This is a genomic window from Agrilactobacillus fermenti (assembly GCF_021030645.1).
GTDB classification, from domain to species: Bacteria; Bacillota; Bacilli; order Lactobacillales; family Lactobacillaceae; genus Agrilactobacillus; species Agrilactobacillus fermenti.
Map to the genome: position 1 here is coordinate 82027 of NZ_JACGCJ010000001.1, position 15712 is coordinate 97738.

Genomic DNA, 15712 nt, shown 5'->3' on the forward strand with positions numbered 1-15712 from the left:
TTTTTAATTTCCGAATCAAACTATTCTTTCGTCAGAGTATCAAAATCTAAAAGTTTATCGGGTAATTTAATTTCAAATGGAATTTTACCTAGTATCTAATAGCAATCAACAGCCTAGCCACTGTTTAACATAGACAAAATGACTAGTCCTGATTTGAAGGCTGCTGATGAGCACGCATCCAGTGACTGATCAAACTACGAACAAGAAAACCAAGAAAAATGACGACTAAGAGCAGTATAGGATAAATGAGCGCGACTAGAATGTAAATGACAGCTAAAATTGTCATGATCAACGTGGCTCGCTTTTCTTCAAAGTCGTGATTGGTCAAAGGCAACCGCTGGGCTTGGGCATAATTGATGACATAGCGGAAAATCAAATATTGGGTCAGATCTACGGCAAAAATAACTGTTGAAAAAATCAACGCATTAAATCTAGAAGTTAGATCGTTGTTCAATAAACCCGTTGCAAAGGGAGTCAAACAGACAAAACAAAGATAAGTCAGGTTCAAGATGAGATAGCCGATGGTGGGTTTCGTGATGACACCAGTGACCTCTTGATGGTAGACCCAGTATTGACCCACAATAGAAAAACTAATAAAGTACAAAATAATATCCGTGGGTAGGTTGTGTAGATGGGTAAAATCCAGATTATTTGGTGTTTTGATATCTAAAACCATGATGGTTAGGACAATGGCGAAAATACCATCAGAAATTGCTTCTAAACGTGAAATTTTATTTTTAAACAATTAAATATCTCCAATAAAATGAGAGTGAAACAAAAGGTGCCTAGCGCCTGAGCATCAACAAGAATTACGAAAAATAGTGGACTTACCATTTGAGTCATTCGTCGTTGAGTGAGGGTGTTGCCTTTTGGAACACGTTTAAAATACAATCGTTCGTGAAATAATCGGGGCCGTAGACAAAACATTAGTTTTGTTCCGGCCCCATTATTTTTAAGCGCACATACGCTTATTTTTCGCTTTCAGTCGTGTCTTGATTGGTCTGGTTAAAGAGTTTACCAATGGTAGGCATACTGCCGAGACTATCGATTGCTGAGTTTGGCATGATCACCGTGTTGGCCTTACTTTCGGCCAGTTTCTCCATAGCTTCAATATTCTTATACTGCAAGAAAGTTGGGGCATTGTCCTTTAAAGCTTCGTTCAAGTAATTGATTTGATCACGTGAGGCTTGAGCAATTAAGCGTTGACTTTCGGCACGGCCTTGGGCTTGTAAGATCTGAGTTTGCTTGTTGGCCTCGGCTTCCAAAATATCTGCTTGTTTTTGCCCTTCGGCTTTGGCAATGGCAGCTTGTTTCAAACCATCGGCTTGCATAATATTGGCTTCTTTTTCTCGAGAAGCCCGGAGTAATTTATTCATGGATTCTTGAATATCTTGGTCGACTTCAACGGAGTCAATATTGACCCGATCCACGTTTAGACCATAGCCGGCTGTGACTTCTGAGAGTTGATCAAACAATGAGTGGTTGACTTGCTCTGTACCGTTCAAGACTTCATTTAGATCCATATTCCCGATGATGCCCCGTAATTGAGCCCGGGTATCTTGAACCATACTCATGACGGAATCTTTGTTTTTGTAAACAAAAGCATTGGTATCGGTGATGTGATATTTTAATGTTTCAGAAACACGGACAACAACGTTATCTTTAGTGATGACCTCTTGTTCGTCAATACGCATGGGGATTTGTTTTAGATTTACAATTTGAGTGATGCGATAAATGACTGGAACGACCATGTGAAAACCTGGGTCCAGAGTCTTAACGTAAACCCCCAAGCGTTCCACAATACCAACTTCACCGGTATGAATAATGGCAAAGGACGAAAAGACGATAGCTAGGACAATGATTGCTAAAACAATAGCAACAATCCATATCAAAATGGACATAAAATAACCTCCTTAATAATCAAGCTTAGGTTCATAGCGTTGAACTAACAGATATCTTGGCGTAACTGCCACAACAACAAGTGTGGTGCCGATGGGCACATTTTCCTGAAGCTTATAGTGGTAGCGTACACCATAAAACATGACAGTACCACTCATTTCAGTTGATTTGTTAATAAACTTCTCACCAATCAAACGCTCGTCTAACATTTGTGGCCTCCTTAATCAGTCTTTTGTAGGCGGGTGTGCTGATGCCAATAATAAACTGGAATACCAACAACTGTGATGCCAATACCAACTAAAGCTAGAATTGGTTGGGTAATGATCGTTGAGATCACAATGAATAAACCACCTAGAATTGCAATAATCGGAACTACAGGATAAAGAAAAACCCGATAAGGTCGCTTCATATCTGGCCGTTTTTTACGGAGAATGAACACAGCGATGAAGATCAGTACACTAAAGATCCAAATGACAAAGACCAGCATATCTGTCAAGGTGTCAAAGCTGCCAAGCAACATCATTAAAATAACGACACCTAATTGGAATAAACCGGCATTGATGGGGACGCGTGTTTTGGGGGTCAATTTGTTAAACCAATGCGCAAAAGGAACCAGATCATCATGACCCAAAGCATAAGGAATACGCATCCCAGTCATGGTATAGCCGTTAACTGTGCCGTAGACAGAAACCAAGATACCAATGGTCACTAGACGCCCGCCTAGATTGCCGAAGATATGGATTGCTGCCTCGGAAGCGGCATTTAGATTATTAGCTAATTGGTGAATCGGCAAGGCCCGTAAGAAAGCACTATTGACTAGTAAATAAACTACGGTAACAAAAATCAAACCGAGAATAATAGCTTTAGGCAGATCCTTTTCAGGTTGTTTTAACTCACCCGCCACATTACCCACGCTCAACCAGCCATCATAGGCAAACAAAGTCGCCAATAAACCACCAGCAAAGGCGGGCCAGAAACTTTGATGTGCGCCGGCTTGAATGGGAAGTAATTGAACCTGTACTGGATTTTGAATAAATAGACCAGCAACAACAATAATTGCCAAAGGAATCAGTTTGATGACTAAAGTTGCTGACTGCATGGCACCGCCCACTTTGGAACCAAGCATATTTAAGGCCCACAAGGAACCGGCACAAAAGATGGCGATAGGAACGATCCATTGAGTAGTCAAACCAAATAAATTGACGAATTGGGTGCCAAATATAATCGATAACGCTGCAATATTTGCTGGGAAGTAAATCAACATCTGAGCCCACCCCAATAGGAAGGCGGGCAATTTGCCATAAGCATATTCAATATATTTGACAGCCCCACCAGTTTCAGGAATCGCTGCCGCAAGTTCGGCAACGGTCAAGCCACCGGCAATCGTCAATAAACCAGCGAATAAATAAGAGAATAAGGTCAAACTTGCGGAGCCAGTTTTATCAGCAACAGCTGCGATTTTGAAGAAGACGCCGCCACCGATCACAATACCCATTACCGTGGACATGGCAGAGAAAAAGCCAATTTCGCGCTTCATGCCTGTGTTGTCTTTCATTAGATCACCTCAAATATATTTAAAGCTATATTATACAGGTAAATATCCAGAAAGGGCGAGACATCTTTATTTACTGCCTCGCCCTTTTGGATAAATATACAAATGTGTTCCACCAGCTCAGCATGATAAGCTGTACTGGATTAAATCATTTCAGTTGTGCCTTGGAAACTGATACAATAATGACATGAGTTTAGTTGTCTTGATGCTGATTCATATCTGCAATTTCATAAGTTTCACCGCTTGATTCATCATAAATCTTGATGGGATGTTGATGTTCCGCAAAGATTTTTAACTGAAAGCCGTAATGATCTAAGAAAGTTAGCAAATCTGAATTCAAACCGATGATGTGACCTTCTAGTAATTTACCATCAATGATGATTTGCAAATCGGAATTGATGAACATGATATGTTTGCGCTGGGTCTGGGAGTCTACAAAAGCCCATTTTCCACGAAAAATCGTCGAAAAATCAGGTTCAACATTGCCAATCTGATGTTTTTGGCGCCGAATCTTGCGCTTTTGATGCCAATCATTAAACCATTGCGCACCTTCTTTAAATATACCGGCCATGTCATCAATCCTCCTACACCCTAAATAATAGCACTTGCCCATTCACAAACTCAATCAATTTAGCCTTGTTTTTTGAACAATAATGATAAGTTGGAGGTTAATTATGTTAAAATTAGCAATTATTGGTACCAATTGGATCACGGGACAATTTATCGACGCGGCTTTGGCTACAAAAGCCTACGAGTTGACAACGATTTATTCACGCCACTTAGACAAAGCTCAGGCATTTACTGAGAAATATACGGGATCATTTGAATATTTTGATGATCTGACCGCCTTTTTCCAACAAGGGGATTTTGATGTGGTTTACATCGCTTCACCGAATGCCTTGCATTTTGAACAAACAAAACAAGCGATTCTTGCCGGGAAACATGTCATCGTTGAGAAACCAGCTTTTAGCAATCCTGATGAAATGAAACAAATTCAAAGTTTATTGGCTGCACATCCTGATATTTATTACTTTGAAGCAGCGCGCCATATTCATGAACCTAATTTTCGTGCTGTGCAAGCTGCTATCACGGCCTTTGATCATCAAGACGGGGCTGTTTTGACTTATATGAAGTATTCTTCGCGGTTTGATGATTTCTTGGCTGGCAAGCAGCCAAATATCTTTTCTGCACAGTTTTCAGGCGGGGCACTACAAGATCTAGGTGTTTATTTGGTTTATGATGCCTTAAGTTGGTTTGGGGTGCCAAAAACGGTACAATATGCCCCTGTAATGCTCAATAGTGGGGTGGATGCTCGGGGAACGGCGCTCCTTAATTATGGCGATTTTCAAGTGACTTTGATCACTGGTAAAAATGTGCAGTCGGCGTTACCTTCAGAGATTTATAGCGGTAAGACGACTTTGACCATTGATAATGCTGGCGAATTTAATCAAGTGACTTTGCAGACAGATCCTAAAGCAGCCGGACAAACGTTGAGTACAAAACCGAGTCCGAATCCAATGATTCATGAAGCTGAGGCTTTCGCGACAATTATGCAACAACAAGACCGCGCTCAATTTACCGAACTCAATCAGCTGAGTGTTGCTGTGAACCAAACGCTTTATGATTTACGGACCTCTGCCGGGATCGTTTTTCCAGCAGATATGAATTGACTTACGAGAAAGGCATTTTATTAAATATGAATGAAACAATTGCTCAAGTATGGGCACGAGCTGGTTTTAAGCAACCAACGCCGATTCAAGCGGCTACTTATGAGCCGTTACTGCAAAAACAAAATATTTTAGGGTTGGCTCCAACTGGAACGGGGAAAACTTTGGCATTTAGTTTGCCAATTTTAGAACGTTTGACGCCAGGCGATGGCGGTCAAGTAATCATCTTGGTTTCTTCCCAGGAGTTGGCCCATCAGATTCGCGGTGCTTTGGCGCCCTTTGTTCAAGCACTTGGCTTGAAGCAGACGGTTCTAACGGGAAATGCGAACGTCAAACGGCAATTAGAGCATTTAAAACAGAAACCAGAAGTGCTCATTGCCACAGTTGGTCGGCTGATGGAGTTATTGAACAAAGGTAAAGTTAAAGCCAAACATCTTCAGACCGTGATTTTTGATGAGGCCGATGCTTTAATGGTTGATAACGGCCGGGAAAAACTGCAAATGGTGGTGGACCATTTACCCAAGACTTTGCAATTTGCCTTTTTTGGGGCTACGACCTCTGATGATGTCACAGCATTTGCGGCGCAAAATCGCGTGACGCTGACAAAGATCGATGTTCGGCAGCAAGCTGAAGCTGAATCACAAGTCAAGCATTTATTCTTACAGACAAGTGAAAAAGGAAAAGCGGTTGTTTTGAAAGAATTAAGTCGACATAAGCACTTTTATGGTATCGTCTTTTTCCGTCAAAAGAATCAGCTGATCAAAGTGAGTCATATCTTGAACGACTGGCATGTACCTACACTAGTCTTAGATGGCCGTAAAGATTCAATGACTCGGAAAAATGCTTTACAGGATTTTCGCAAGCATCAAGTTAAACTATTGCTGACAACGGACATGGCTGCTCGTGGGTTAGATATTGATAACTTAACGCACGTGATCAACTTTGATATTCCCGAGGATAAGGCAACCTATATTCATCGTAGTGGCCGAACTGGTCGGATGGGTAAGAAGGGGACGGTCTTGAATTTAGGCAATGCCCACGATCAACGGCAGCTTCAACAATTAATTGCCGCAGATATGCCTTTGACACGAGTTTATTTGGTTCAAGGGCAGCTGCAAAATCAGCCGCAAAGTACAGCCGATGCGCCGGCAACAACGACAGTTGAGCAGCCAGATCATAGTAAATCACACGCCACAGGGCATAAAAAACAGGCGTTTGCCAAACAACCAAGGCCTAATAAACCTGCAAATAAGCGCAACAAACACCGGGCTAAAAAATCTAAGGACAAAGGTCGTCCAAAATGGGCTTAAACGGTGTATAATTAACGTAAACATGAAATTAAATTAGTATTAATTAAGATGAAAATGAGGGATCAGGCGTGACGAACGAATCACAAGGCCGACAAAATTTAGATACAGTGATGAATTTGATCGTCAATGGCGGCAATGCTAAGAGCAGTGCCATGGCGGCTATTAAAGCTGCCAAACAACATGACTTTGAGCAGGCTAAGGCTAAATTAGCGGAGGCTGACCAATTCATTCATGACGCCCACCTTGAAGAAACAGCTTTATTGACTACTGAAGCTAGTGGTGAGCCGCTAAATATCACTTTGTTGATGATCCATTCGCAAGATCATATGATGAATGCCATTACCTATCGTGATTTAGCAGCCGAGATCATTGAATTATATGCAAAATTAGATCAAGTGGATGACACCCAGTCAGAGCAGTGAACGATTTAAGGTGATAAAAAATGAAAATTAAACAAATCATGAATATACCTGCAAATTTTTTCTTCAAAACATTGGTTGATCCAGTCATTTATGATTTGAAGCGGTACAAGGGTCGCGATTATCAAGTCAGCGAACTACAAGGCCTCTCTTATATCCGGAAAACTGCTGATAATCAGGACAATAAAATCACCATTATTAAAGTTGTTCCAAATCAGAAGTATAGCTTTATGTCGCAAGTTGGTGGGCTCAGGACGGCAATCAGCTACCAGTTAAAGACGATAGATCCCAAGCATTTTGAATTAACGTATTCAGAGACGACAGCTAGTACAAGTGTCTTTGAGCGCACGAAACATCGTATCAAGCAGGTTGTTGCGGATACGTTGAAAAAACAGAGTCTGCGTAAAGTATGGACTCAGATTGAACAATCTTATTGAACTGAACGATTCATCTTTACAATTAAGGTAATGAATGGCAAAATATGATAAGTATTTGCCATTTTTTTGTCTCCGTAGCTCAGCAGGATAGAGCAACCGCCTCCTAAGCGGTAGGTCGTCAGTTCAATTCTGACCGGGGACATTTATATTTAGCTGAAAGTATACGAATAATAAAATAGGGCCCTCAAACTAGTCATTTCGTTTGAAGGTCCTATTTTTAAATTTCCGCGGTTTTAAGCAAAGCCTGCAGTTCCGTTAAATGTGTCCGAACATAGGCCATAATGTCGGCATTTTGTTGGTTTAACAAAGGCGGCAGATCGTCCAGATCAAAGTAAGCCATAGCTAGAGTTTCGTTGGTGGGTTCAGCGATCAAAGTGCCGCCAATTGGTTTGACCAAGTAATTGACACTGATGGCTTGCGTGATGTCACCATTGGGGTACTTGGTAAAGCCTTGGTCAAACACATGGATCAACTTGATTGGTTTGACTTCTAGGCCGCTATCTTCCAAGACTTCCCGGTGTAATGTGTCGATGAAACTTTCACCGTATTCCATATAACCACCAGGTACACTCCAATTATGGGTATCTGTTCTTTTTTGTAAAAGAATTTGGCCTTGGTCGTTCAAAATAATGCCAGCGACGGCGTTTAGAATGATGGGCATATGGCCTACTTTTGCGCGAATATCATGAATATAATCTGCCATGTTTGCGACTCCTTTTTTGAATATTGTAGCATACATGGCGTTAGCTGATTAGTTGTTCATGTCGGTAGCGGATAGGGGCGCTTTGGCGGTGGCAAAGTGGATCAATAGGCCAATGGCAAGGCCGATTAAAGCGGGGATGAACCAATCTAGGCCATATTGGGCGAAGGGTAAGAATTGATGATCCAACGATAACAAGGCTTGAGCCCAACCACTCTTAGAAATAATAGACGGGAAGCTGGCTAAGGCATCTAGGATGGCAGGAATCAAAGTAAAGGCAGTGGTCCATTGGTAAACACGGCGGTCACGACCGAATAATGGTGAGGCAATGGCTAAGATGATCAAAGTAATTGCCAAAGGATATAAGAACATTAACATGGGTGTGGACCAGGCAATGATCGTGTCCAAGCCGAAATTCGCGATGATAAAGGATAATAGACAAGTTAAGAAATTCCATTGTTGATAGCTAAGCTTATGGAAACGTTCATGGAGGGCTTCAGCAAATGAGGTAGATAATCCAGCAGCAGTGGTCATACAAGTTAAAGTGGACATGATACCGAGAATGATTTCACCGGTGAGTCCCATGAAATGATTGGTGATCTGGTTGAATGCAATGCCGCCATCAGCTGAAACTTTGAAATGTACCAAACTGGTCGCACCAATCCAAATTAAAATGAGATAGATCAAGGCTTCAAGGCCAATGCCTAAAATACCAGATTTAATCGTTGTCCAGGAGATGTCTTGGCTGTTTTTGGCACCTAAATGCCGGATGGCTGTGACGATGGCAATCCCGAAGAGCAGACCGGCGATGGCATCCATCGTGTTGTAACCTTGTAAGAAGCCTTGCAGGAAGCTGCCGTGTAAATAGTTCGCTGTGCTAGCAGTTTGCAGGTTTGCTTGGCCCATGGGTTGGGTGAAAGCGATGAAAAAGATGATGGCGAGTAGGGCTAAGAACATCGGATTGAGTAGTTTGCCAATGGTGTCGATAATGCCGGCTGGTTTGCGGGAGATGAAAAAAATGATTGCGAAGAAAATCAATGAATAGATGAACAATGCCAGAGGTTGCTGTGCTTTGGTGATATGGCTTGCGAATGCAATTTGGAAGGGGACAGTGGCTGTTCTAGGGGTGGCGAACAGGGGGCCTAAGGTGGCACAGATCAAAATCATTAGGAGAAGGGCATATTTATGTCCGATCGGGCGGGCCAAGTCATAGATGCCATTACTCTTGGTAACACTGATGGCAATGATAGCTAATAAGGGTAGTAACGTACCGGTGATCAAGAAACCTAGACCGGCAGTAAGCCAGTGATTACCAGCTAATTGGCCTAGATGGATGGGAAATATGAGATTGCCGGCACCAAAAAACATCCCGAAAAGCATGGAGGCAATAATAAGATAATGCTTAAAACTAAGTTTTGATTCTGTCATAATAGTCGCTCCTTTGAGAAAAATAGATGGGATAATGACGATAAAATGAGAAAAGGGTATTAAAAAAGTCCCTTGAAAGATTTTGCTCTTTCAAGGGACGTATTTAACGTGTTACCACCCAAATTCATGATCACCTCACGATGATCACCGCGTCATGTACGGCATTAATTGCGATACATTAGTGCGATAGTGGGCACACCCATCAGATACTTCGAATCGTCGCATCTGTCGCTCCAAGGCTACTTTCAATCAATCCCGCTGACTTGTTTCCACTTAGTCAAGTCTCCCTGTAAAGCAAAGATTAATTTACTCTCCTTTTCAACGCTTATTTCTCATTTTTATTTAATGTTACACACATCATAAACACCGAAGATTCGTTTGTCAAGCTCTAATAAAAAAATTTAAGCCCAGTCACCATTTTTAAAAATTGGCATTGTTTTACCTGTTTTAGTGATACCGTCAATGTTCATGTGCGCTGAACCCACCATAAAATCAACGTGGATCAGACTTTGATTTAGCCCTGCAGCCTGTAATTCTAAGGGGTTCATTTTAGTACCATTTTGAATTGAAAATGGATAAGCGGCACCCAAAGCCAGATGATTTGAGGCATTTTCGTCGAAAAGCGTGTTGTAAAAAGTGATACCCGATTGGGAGATCGGGGATGGATCAGGCACAAGAGCCACTTCACCTAGACTTTTTGCGCCAGCGTCAGTTTGCAATAATTGGTCAAGGATTTCTTGCCCTGTTTTGGCAGTTGCTGCGGTTACTTGACCATTTCGAAAAGTAAAGCTAAGGTCCGTCAGCATTTGACCAGCATAACTTAGTGGCTTGGTTGCGTGCACGGTTCCGTCGATGCGCCGATGATCTGGGGCGGTAAAAACTTCTTCCGTCGGCATGTTGGCCATAAAAGCTTCGCCCTGGGCATTGGCACTACTGGCACCTTCCCAAATATGGTTTTTAGGCAGACCAATTGTTAAATCTGTGCCTGGTGCTTGATAGTGTAAAGCGTCAAATTGCATCTGATTCAACCAAGCGGCTTTACGATGAAGTTTTGTATCATGCGCCTGCCAAGCAGCAACAGGGTCGGGTTGATCCACGCGGGCCGTCTTAAAGATTTCTGTCCATAGTGCCCTGACTGCTTCAGTTGTGGCTAAGTCTGGAAAGACAAGTTGCGCCCATTCGGGACTAGCAGCAGCGACAACCGTCCAGCTCACATCGTTATTTTGTGTGATCGACCGCAACCGTTGGTTTATTTGCCCAAGTGCTTTTTGATACGTGTTTAATCGGTTCGAATCAACTTTAGCGAAAGCTTGCGGATCTGCTGACATGACCGAAATGCGCTTTGCCTTATGAGCGATCCAATAATCAATTTTTGCCTTAAGATAATCAGGACCTGCGGATAATCGGGTTAAATCACTTTGACTAATCAAATGGCGCGTAATCGTCGTATCTTGCCAATCAACAATGACTTCAGCGGCACCTAGGCGATAGCTTTCTGAAGTCAGCAAGCGAGCTAAGGGCGCTTGGTCGACAGCGATTTGAATCACAACGGTATCACCTGGTTTTACATTGATGCCTGTTGCAACAATCAAAGCTGCATACTTTTTTAATTGTGTTTCAAAATTTTGATTCATGGGGTAAGCCTCACTTTGCTTAAAATAAGATGAATAATACATTATTATAACGATTTTACGAAACAACGAAAATAATTTGTACTTTGATGCAGCTGATTAAATAACTATTTAGGTAGACAAAATTTGTGAATTTAAATGATAACTATCCCATTACTAAAGCGATAAGACAGTATTTATGGGCTTGAAAGCGCATGACAGTGGTTGTGAGGGTGTCAAGATACTATTATGAATCCTAATAACTACTATTAAAAACCATGTTATTAAGTGCACAAATACAGATTAAAAAACAAAAAAATATTGTGTTATCTAGAAACAATGCCTACAATATAATTATAGAGTAGCAGTTGAATTATTATTTTTTTAGTAAAAACACATTCGAAAAGGAAAAAGGTGAAAATAATGGCTCGTAAAAAAACAATCACACGTCAAAATATTTTAGATGCTGCATTTGAATTAGTACTTGATCAAGGATTTTCTAATTTCACTGCCCGTAATATTGCTAAGTGGATGTCTTGCTCAACCCAACCAATCTATTTAGAGTTTTCTTGTATGGATGAATTAAAACATGCTGTGTTAAAACGGATGCAAGATTATTTAGTAAATGAAGTGTACAACCAGGAATATTGTGATGATGGTTTGATCAATGTTGCACTTTCTTATATCAACTTGGCTAGAACAAATAATAATTTATATAAAGCGATCTTTGTAGAAGATCACTTTGGCGTAAATGCCATGCGTGATTTTACGTATCAATTAGCCTTGAGTAAAGTAGATGATAACCCAGCCGCTAATAACTTGCCCCGTGATCGCAAGCTCAACCTTGTGACTGGCTGCTGGATCATTGCGACGGGGATGGCTTCCTTGATTTCCGCTGGTTATATCGATATTCGTAAGGAACAAATGATCAATATGCTTAAAGCACAGATTCAAGATTTCATTGAAAATGACCGTTTGAATAGCGAACCTTCTAAAATGAATCTATCTCACCTGAAGTTTGATAACAAAAAGGTGAGTAAACTACAATCCTAAAGCAGTAGATAATACGTACGAAACAAGTGGTGTGCCCCCAGAGGTTAGATTGAAAAATTTAATTTCTGAGAGGCACATCATTTTATTTTAAACGCCTTTGCTCGCACTTGTATCATTTTAGGTCAGCTACTTTTTTTGTTGGTTGTCTTTGTTATAATTATAGGGAATAAAATTTAGGATACAGGAGAATTATTTTGAAAAAAATTAAAGTAATGACCGTTTTCGGGACTCGACCTGAAGCCATAAAAATGGCACCTTTAGTCTTGAAATTAAAAGAAAATGCGGATCGCTTTGAAACTGTGACAGTTGTCACCGCTCAACACCGACAAATGCTAGATCAAGTTTTAGAAATTTTTCATATTGAACCAGATTATGATCTGAATATCATGAAAGCACGGCAGACGTTAAGTGATATTACCAGTCATGTATTGGTCAAATTAGATGATGTCATTCAAAAAGAACAGCCAGATATTGTCTTAGTCCATGGTGATACGACCACAACTTTTGCGGCTAGTATTTCTGCTTTTTATCATCAAGTGGCAATTGGTCACGTGGAAGCTGGCTTGCGAACTTGGCAGAAGTATTCACCCTACCCCGAAGAGATGAATCGCCAATTGACGGACGTTTTGAGTGATTTATACTTTGCGCCAACCACTAAAAGTGAAGCCAACTTATTGCAAGAAAATCACGACCGAGACCATATTTTTATTACCGGTAATACCGCCATTGATGCGTTAAAACAGACGGTTTCTAAGGATTATCATCACGATATCTTGGATCTGATCGATACAAATAAACGAATGATTTTGGTTACAATGCATCGCCGTGAAAATCAAGGTGAACCGATGAAACGGGTCTTTAAAGTCATGCGTTCGGTTGTTGAAAGCCATGATGATATTGAAATTATCTATCCTGTCCATTTGAACCCCGTTGTTCAAGAGGCGGCAAACGATATTTTGGGCAATCATCCCCGGATTCATTTGATCGATCCTTTAGATGTGGTGGATTTCCATAACCTGGCAGCTCGGAGTTACTTTATCATGACTGATTCCGGGGGTGTCCAAGAAGAAGCGCCATCACTAGGAAAACCCGTTTTGGTTTTACGGGATACGACTGAACGGCCAGAAGGTGTGACCGCCGGGACTTTGAAATTAGTCGGCACCGATCCAAAAAAAGTCCAAGCTGGTATGCTTGAACTTTTAGACGATTCAGCAGCCTATGACCGGATGGCTAATGCCAAGAATCCATACGGTGATGGTCATGCGGCTGAACGTATTCTTGACGCAATGAGCTATTATTTCAAACAGACAACCCAACGACCAAAACCATTTCAATAATCAACGTTTCTTCTGTTGAAATCGGCGGCGGGAGCGATCGAGAGCAGCGCGCATTTTACGTTTATCCTTTTGAAAGACTAAGACGCTGGTACCATAGTTCAATAGACCAACAATCAGTTGGTCTATTATTTTTGCCCAAATACTTGGTAAATGTAACAAACTGATACCAATAAACATGGTTAAGTTATCTACGAAAAATGAAAAAATACGCGAAAGTAAAAAACTGAGAAATTCTTTGAAAAAAGCTTGGCTATTAGAATAGCGGCTCTTGAACACTAAGGATTTGTTCGTGAAGAAACTAAATAATAGACCTAAGACCCAAGCAATTGAATTTGCTAGAATATAAGGCAGCCTAAAAAAATGAGCTAGCAGCCAATAAGAAACAATGTTGACTACCGAGCCCAAAAAGCCAAATATCATATATAAAAAGAATGCTTGATGCTTGAGATAAAATTGACGTAATTTAGCCATGAGATTACTGATTCTCTTGAGCCTCAACGAGTTGCTTAGCAAAATTTTCTAAGTTTTCAATGTCATCTTCTTCTGGAGCCAGATCGACTTTGACGACATCAGCTCCTTTGGTGGCACCAGTTTTTTCGAATGCGGCGGCGAAATCATCGATTGATTTGCCGAAATCATCATAAAAAGTATCTCCAGAACCGCAGCAGCCATAGATCTTACCGGATAAATCTTCCTCTAAGAGATCTTCGTAAAAATCAACGGCTTCGTCAGGTAGTTCACCGTCCCCATAGGTGTAAGTGGCGATGACACAAATATCAACATCCTCGAATTCTTCCGCGTCAGCTTGGGAGATCTCGACGGTATCCACATCGACACCAAGATTTTCAAATGCTTCTTCTACGATACCAGCAATTTCTTCATTGTTACCTGTCATACTGGCATAGACGATCTTTGCACTAGCCATGAAATGCCTCCAAATGAATAGTTTACAAATGCCATTATAGCAAATTTGTTTCCCAATAAGATAGTTTTTATGAAGAGAGTGCGACAAAAGGCGTTTAATGACCGAGCACTAACGAGAATCACGAGAAATGGTGGGCCTTCCATTTGAGTGATTCGTGGTTAAGTGAGGGCATTGCCTTTTGGAACACGTTTAAGAAATAGACGACAAAAAGCGTTCAGCGCTCGAGCACTAACAAGAATCACGAAAAATGGTTGATTTTGCATTTGAGAGATTCTCGGTTAGCACCGGCGCGTTTGCTAAATGGTGGCTACTGGTGCTTTTATAAAAAACGTATATAATAAATGGGGTATTAATTGAGAATACGGAGGTTTTAGATTTTGATCACACTTAAATCACCTCGCGAGATCGAGGGCATGCGTCAATCCGGCGCACTTTTAGCAGATGTGCATAAGCATTTGCGTGATATTATCAAGCCTGGCATTTCTAGCTGGGAGATCGAAGCTTTTTCTGATAAATATATCACTGATCATGGCGGTACCCCATCCGAAAAGGGTTTTGAAGGGTACAAATACGCCACTTGTGTTTGTGTAAATGACGAAGTAGCCCATGCCATTCCACGCAAAGACTTGATCTTGAAAAACGGCGATATTGTCAAAGTAGATATGACGGTTGAATTAAATGGTTACCAAAGTGATTCTTGCTGGGCTTATGCTGTTGGGGATGTTAGTGATGATATCAAACGGCTTATGGCCGTCACGCATAAGGCTTTGTACCTTGGCATTGACGCCGCAGTTGTAGGGAACCGTATTGGTGATATTGGCCATGCGATTCAACAATATGTAGAAGTCGAAAACGATATGGGTGATGTGCGTGAATTGATTGGACATGGTATTCAGCCAACCATGCATGAAGCACCTAATGTACCCCATTACGGTGAACCAGGCAAAGGTTTGCGGCTTAAAGAAGGTATGACAATCACAATCGAACCAATGGTCAACTTGGGTACTTGGGAGATTGCACCCAAAGTAGTTCCTGGGGACACTTGGGAATACTATGTTTCTGCTGATGGCACACCGTCTTGCCAGTATGAACATACGTTGGCAATCACGAAAGACGGCCCAAAAATCTTGACCTCACAAGACCCGGAGTTTGATGCTAAGTATTTGTAGCATGAGATAAAAGGGCACTATATGAACGTGGATAAACAATAAATAACCGTAATTAATAGGTGATTGAAAATAAAACGTGAGTTTTGTTTTCAACCACCTATTTGTTTGCAAACAATTAAATTTTGAACGTATTCCAAAAGGCGGCACGCGCACCTTTTTGCATTCGAAATTTTGGTTATTAAAAATAACTAAGTGACAAAAATAAT

General features: G+C 41.2%; 17 protein-coding genes, 1 tRNA gene and 1 other annotated feature. Of the genes, 8 read left to right on the forward strand and 10 right to left on the reverse strand.

What is annotated here, in order from left to right; translation table 11 throughout:
* Positions 1–142 precede the first annotated feature (142 nt).
* From FHQ08_RS00335 to FHQ08_RS00355, 5 genes are all read right to left on the reverse strand, one after another.
* Complete coding sequence (locus FHQ08_RS00335) at positions 143–745, reverse strand: TMEM175 family protein (RefSeq protein WP_230912387.1); 603 nt, start codon at positions 743–745, stop codon at positions 143–145.
* A 223-nt stretch (positions 746–968) separates the two neighbouring features.
* A complete protein-coding gene (locus FHQ08_RS00340; protein WP_230912388.1) occupies positions 969–1901 on the reverse strand; it encodes an SPFH domain-containing protein in 933 nt (310 codons plus the stop codon).
* Positions 1902–1913: 12 nt separating this feature from the next.
* Positions 1914–2108: a hypothetical protein gene (locus FHQ08_RS00345; protein ID WP_230912389.1), complete on the reverse strand. Its 195-nt coding sequence runs from the start codon at positions 2106–2108 to the stop codon at positions 1914–1916.
* An 11-nt stretch (positions 2109–2119) separates the two neighbouring features.
* Complete coding sequence (locus tag FHQ08_RS00350; RefSeq protein WP_230912390.1) at positions 2120–3454, reverse strand: APC family permease; 1335 nt, start codon at positions 3452–3454, stop codon at positions 2120–2122.
* Between the two features lie 190 nt (positions 3455–3644).
* Positions 3645–4022 carry a DUF4828 domain-containing protein gene (locus FHQ08_RS00355; RefSeq protein ID WP_230912391.1) on the reverse strand — a complete coding sequence of 126 codons (378 nt, stop codon included), beginning with the start codon at positions 4020–4022 and terminating at the stop codon, positions 3645–3647.
* A gap of 103 nt (positions 4023–4125) precedes the next feature.
* On the opposite strand from FHQ08_RS00355, the gene FHQ08_RS00360 reads away from it, so the two are divergent.
* The 5 genes from FHQ08_RS00360 (at position 4126) to FHQ08_RS00380 (ending at position 7426) form a co-directional block, all read left to right on the forward strand.
* Positions 4126–5121, forward strand: a complete 996-nt coding sequence (locus tag FHQ08_RS00360; protein WP_230912392.1) for a Gfo/Idh/MocA family protein — start codon at positions 4126–4128, stop codon at positions 5119–5121.
* A gap of 26 nt (positions 5122–5147) precedes the next feature.
* Positions 5148–6428, forward strand: a complete 1281-nt coding sequence (locus FHQ08_RS00365; protein ID WP_230912393.1) for a DEAD/DEAH box helicase — start codon at positions 5148–5150, stop codon at positions 6426–6428.
* Between the two features lie 110 nt (positions 6429–6538).
* Positions 6539–6850 (forward strand): PTS lactose/cellobiose transporter subunit IIA, encoded by a 312-nt coding sequence (locus FHQ08_RS00370; RefSeq protein ID WP_230912438.1) that lies wholly within the window; start codon positions 6539–6541, stop codon positions 6848–6850.
* A gap of 20 nt (positions 6851–6870) precedes the next feature.
* Complete coding sequence (locus tag FHQ08_RS00375) at positions 6871–7284, forward strand: DUF3284 domain-containing protein (protein WP_230912394.1); 414 nt, start codon at positions 6871–6873, stop codon at positions 7282–7284.
* Between the two features lie 68 nt (positions 7285–7352).
* Positions 7353–7426, forward strand: a tRNA-Arg gene (locus FHQ08_RS00380).
* 75 nt (positions 7427–7501) lie between these two features.
* On the opposite strand, the gene FHQ08_RS00385 is transcribed toward FHQ08_RS00380, so the two are convergent.
* The 3 genes from FHQ08_RS00385 to FHQ08_RS00395 form a co-directional block, all read right to left on the reverse strand.
* A complete protein-coding gene (locus FHQ08_RS00385) occupies positions 7502–7987 on the reverse strand; it encodes an NUDIX hydrolase (RefSeq protein WP_230912395.1) in 486 nt (161 codons plus the stop codon).
* Positions 7988–8035: 48 nt separating this feature from the next.
* Positions 8036–9415, reverse strand: a complete 1380-nt coding sequence (brnQ, locus tag FHQ08_RS00390; protein WP_407929099.1) for a branched-chain amino acid transport system II carrier protein — start codon at positions 9413–9415, stop codon at positions 8036–8038.
* Between the two features lie 87 nt (positions 9416–9502).
* Positions 9503–9743, reverse strand: a binding site (T-box leader).
* Positions 9744–9813: 70 nt separating this feature from the next.
* Complete coding sequence (locus FHQ08_RS00395; RefSeq protein WP_230912397.1) at positions 9814–11046, reverse strand: aminopeptidase; 1233 nt, start codon at positions 11044–11046, stop codon at positions 9814–9816.
* A gap of 399 nt (positions 11047–11445) precedes the next feature.
* Here FHQ08_RS00395 and FHQ08_RS00400 point away from each other — a divergent pair, with 399 nt between their 5' ends.
* Both FHQ08_RS00400 and wecB read left to right on the forward strand, forming a co-directional pair.
* Positions 11446–12075, forward strand: a complete 630-nt coding sequence (locus FHQ08_RS00400; RefSeq protein ID WP_230912398.1) for a TetR/AcrR family transcriptional regulator — start codon at positions 11446–11448, stop codon at positions 12073–12075.
* A 194-nt stretch (positions 12076–12269) separates the two neighbouring features.
* Positions 12270–13412, forward strand: a complete 1143-nt coding sequence (gene wecB, locus FHQ08_RS00405; protein WP_330166057.1) for a non-hydrolyzing UDP-N-acetylglucosamine 2-epimerase — start codon at positions 12270–12272, stop codon at positions 13410–13412.
* Here the strand turns inward: wecB and FHQ08_RS00410 are convergent, their stop codons facing one another.
* Together FHQ08_RS00410 and FHQ08_RS00415 are read right to left on the reverse strand one after the other, a co-directional pair.
* Positions 13413–13883, reverse strand: coding sequence for a GtrA family protein (locus FHQ08_RS00410; RefSeq protein ID WP_230912399.1), 471 nt, complete (start codon positions 13881–13883; stop codon positions 13413–13415).
* Between the two features lie 4 nt (positions 13884–13887).
* Positions 13888–14337: a flavodoxin gene (locus tag FHQ08_RS00415; RefSeq protein ID WP_230912400.1), complete on the reverse strand. Its 450-nt coding sequence runs from the start codon at positions 14335–14337 to the stop codon at positions 13888–13890.
* Between the two features lie 377 nt (positions 14338–14714).
* On the opposite strand from FHQ08_RS00415, the gene map reads away from it, so the two are divergent.
* Positions 14715–15506 (forward strand): type I methionyl aminopeptidase, encoded by a 792-nt coding sequence (gene map, locus FHQ08_RS00420; RefSeq protein ID WP_230912401.1) that lies wholly within the window; start codon positions 14715–14717, stop codon positions 15504–15506.
* Positions 15507–15712 lie beyond the last annotated feature (206 nt).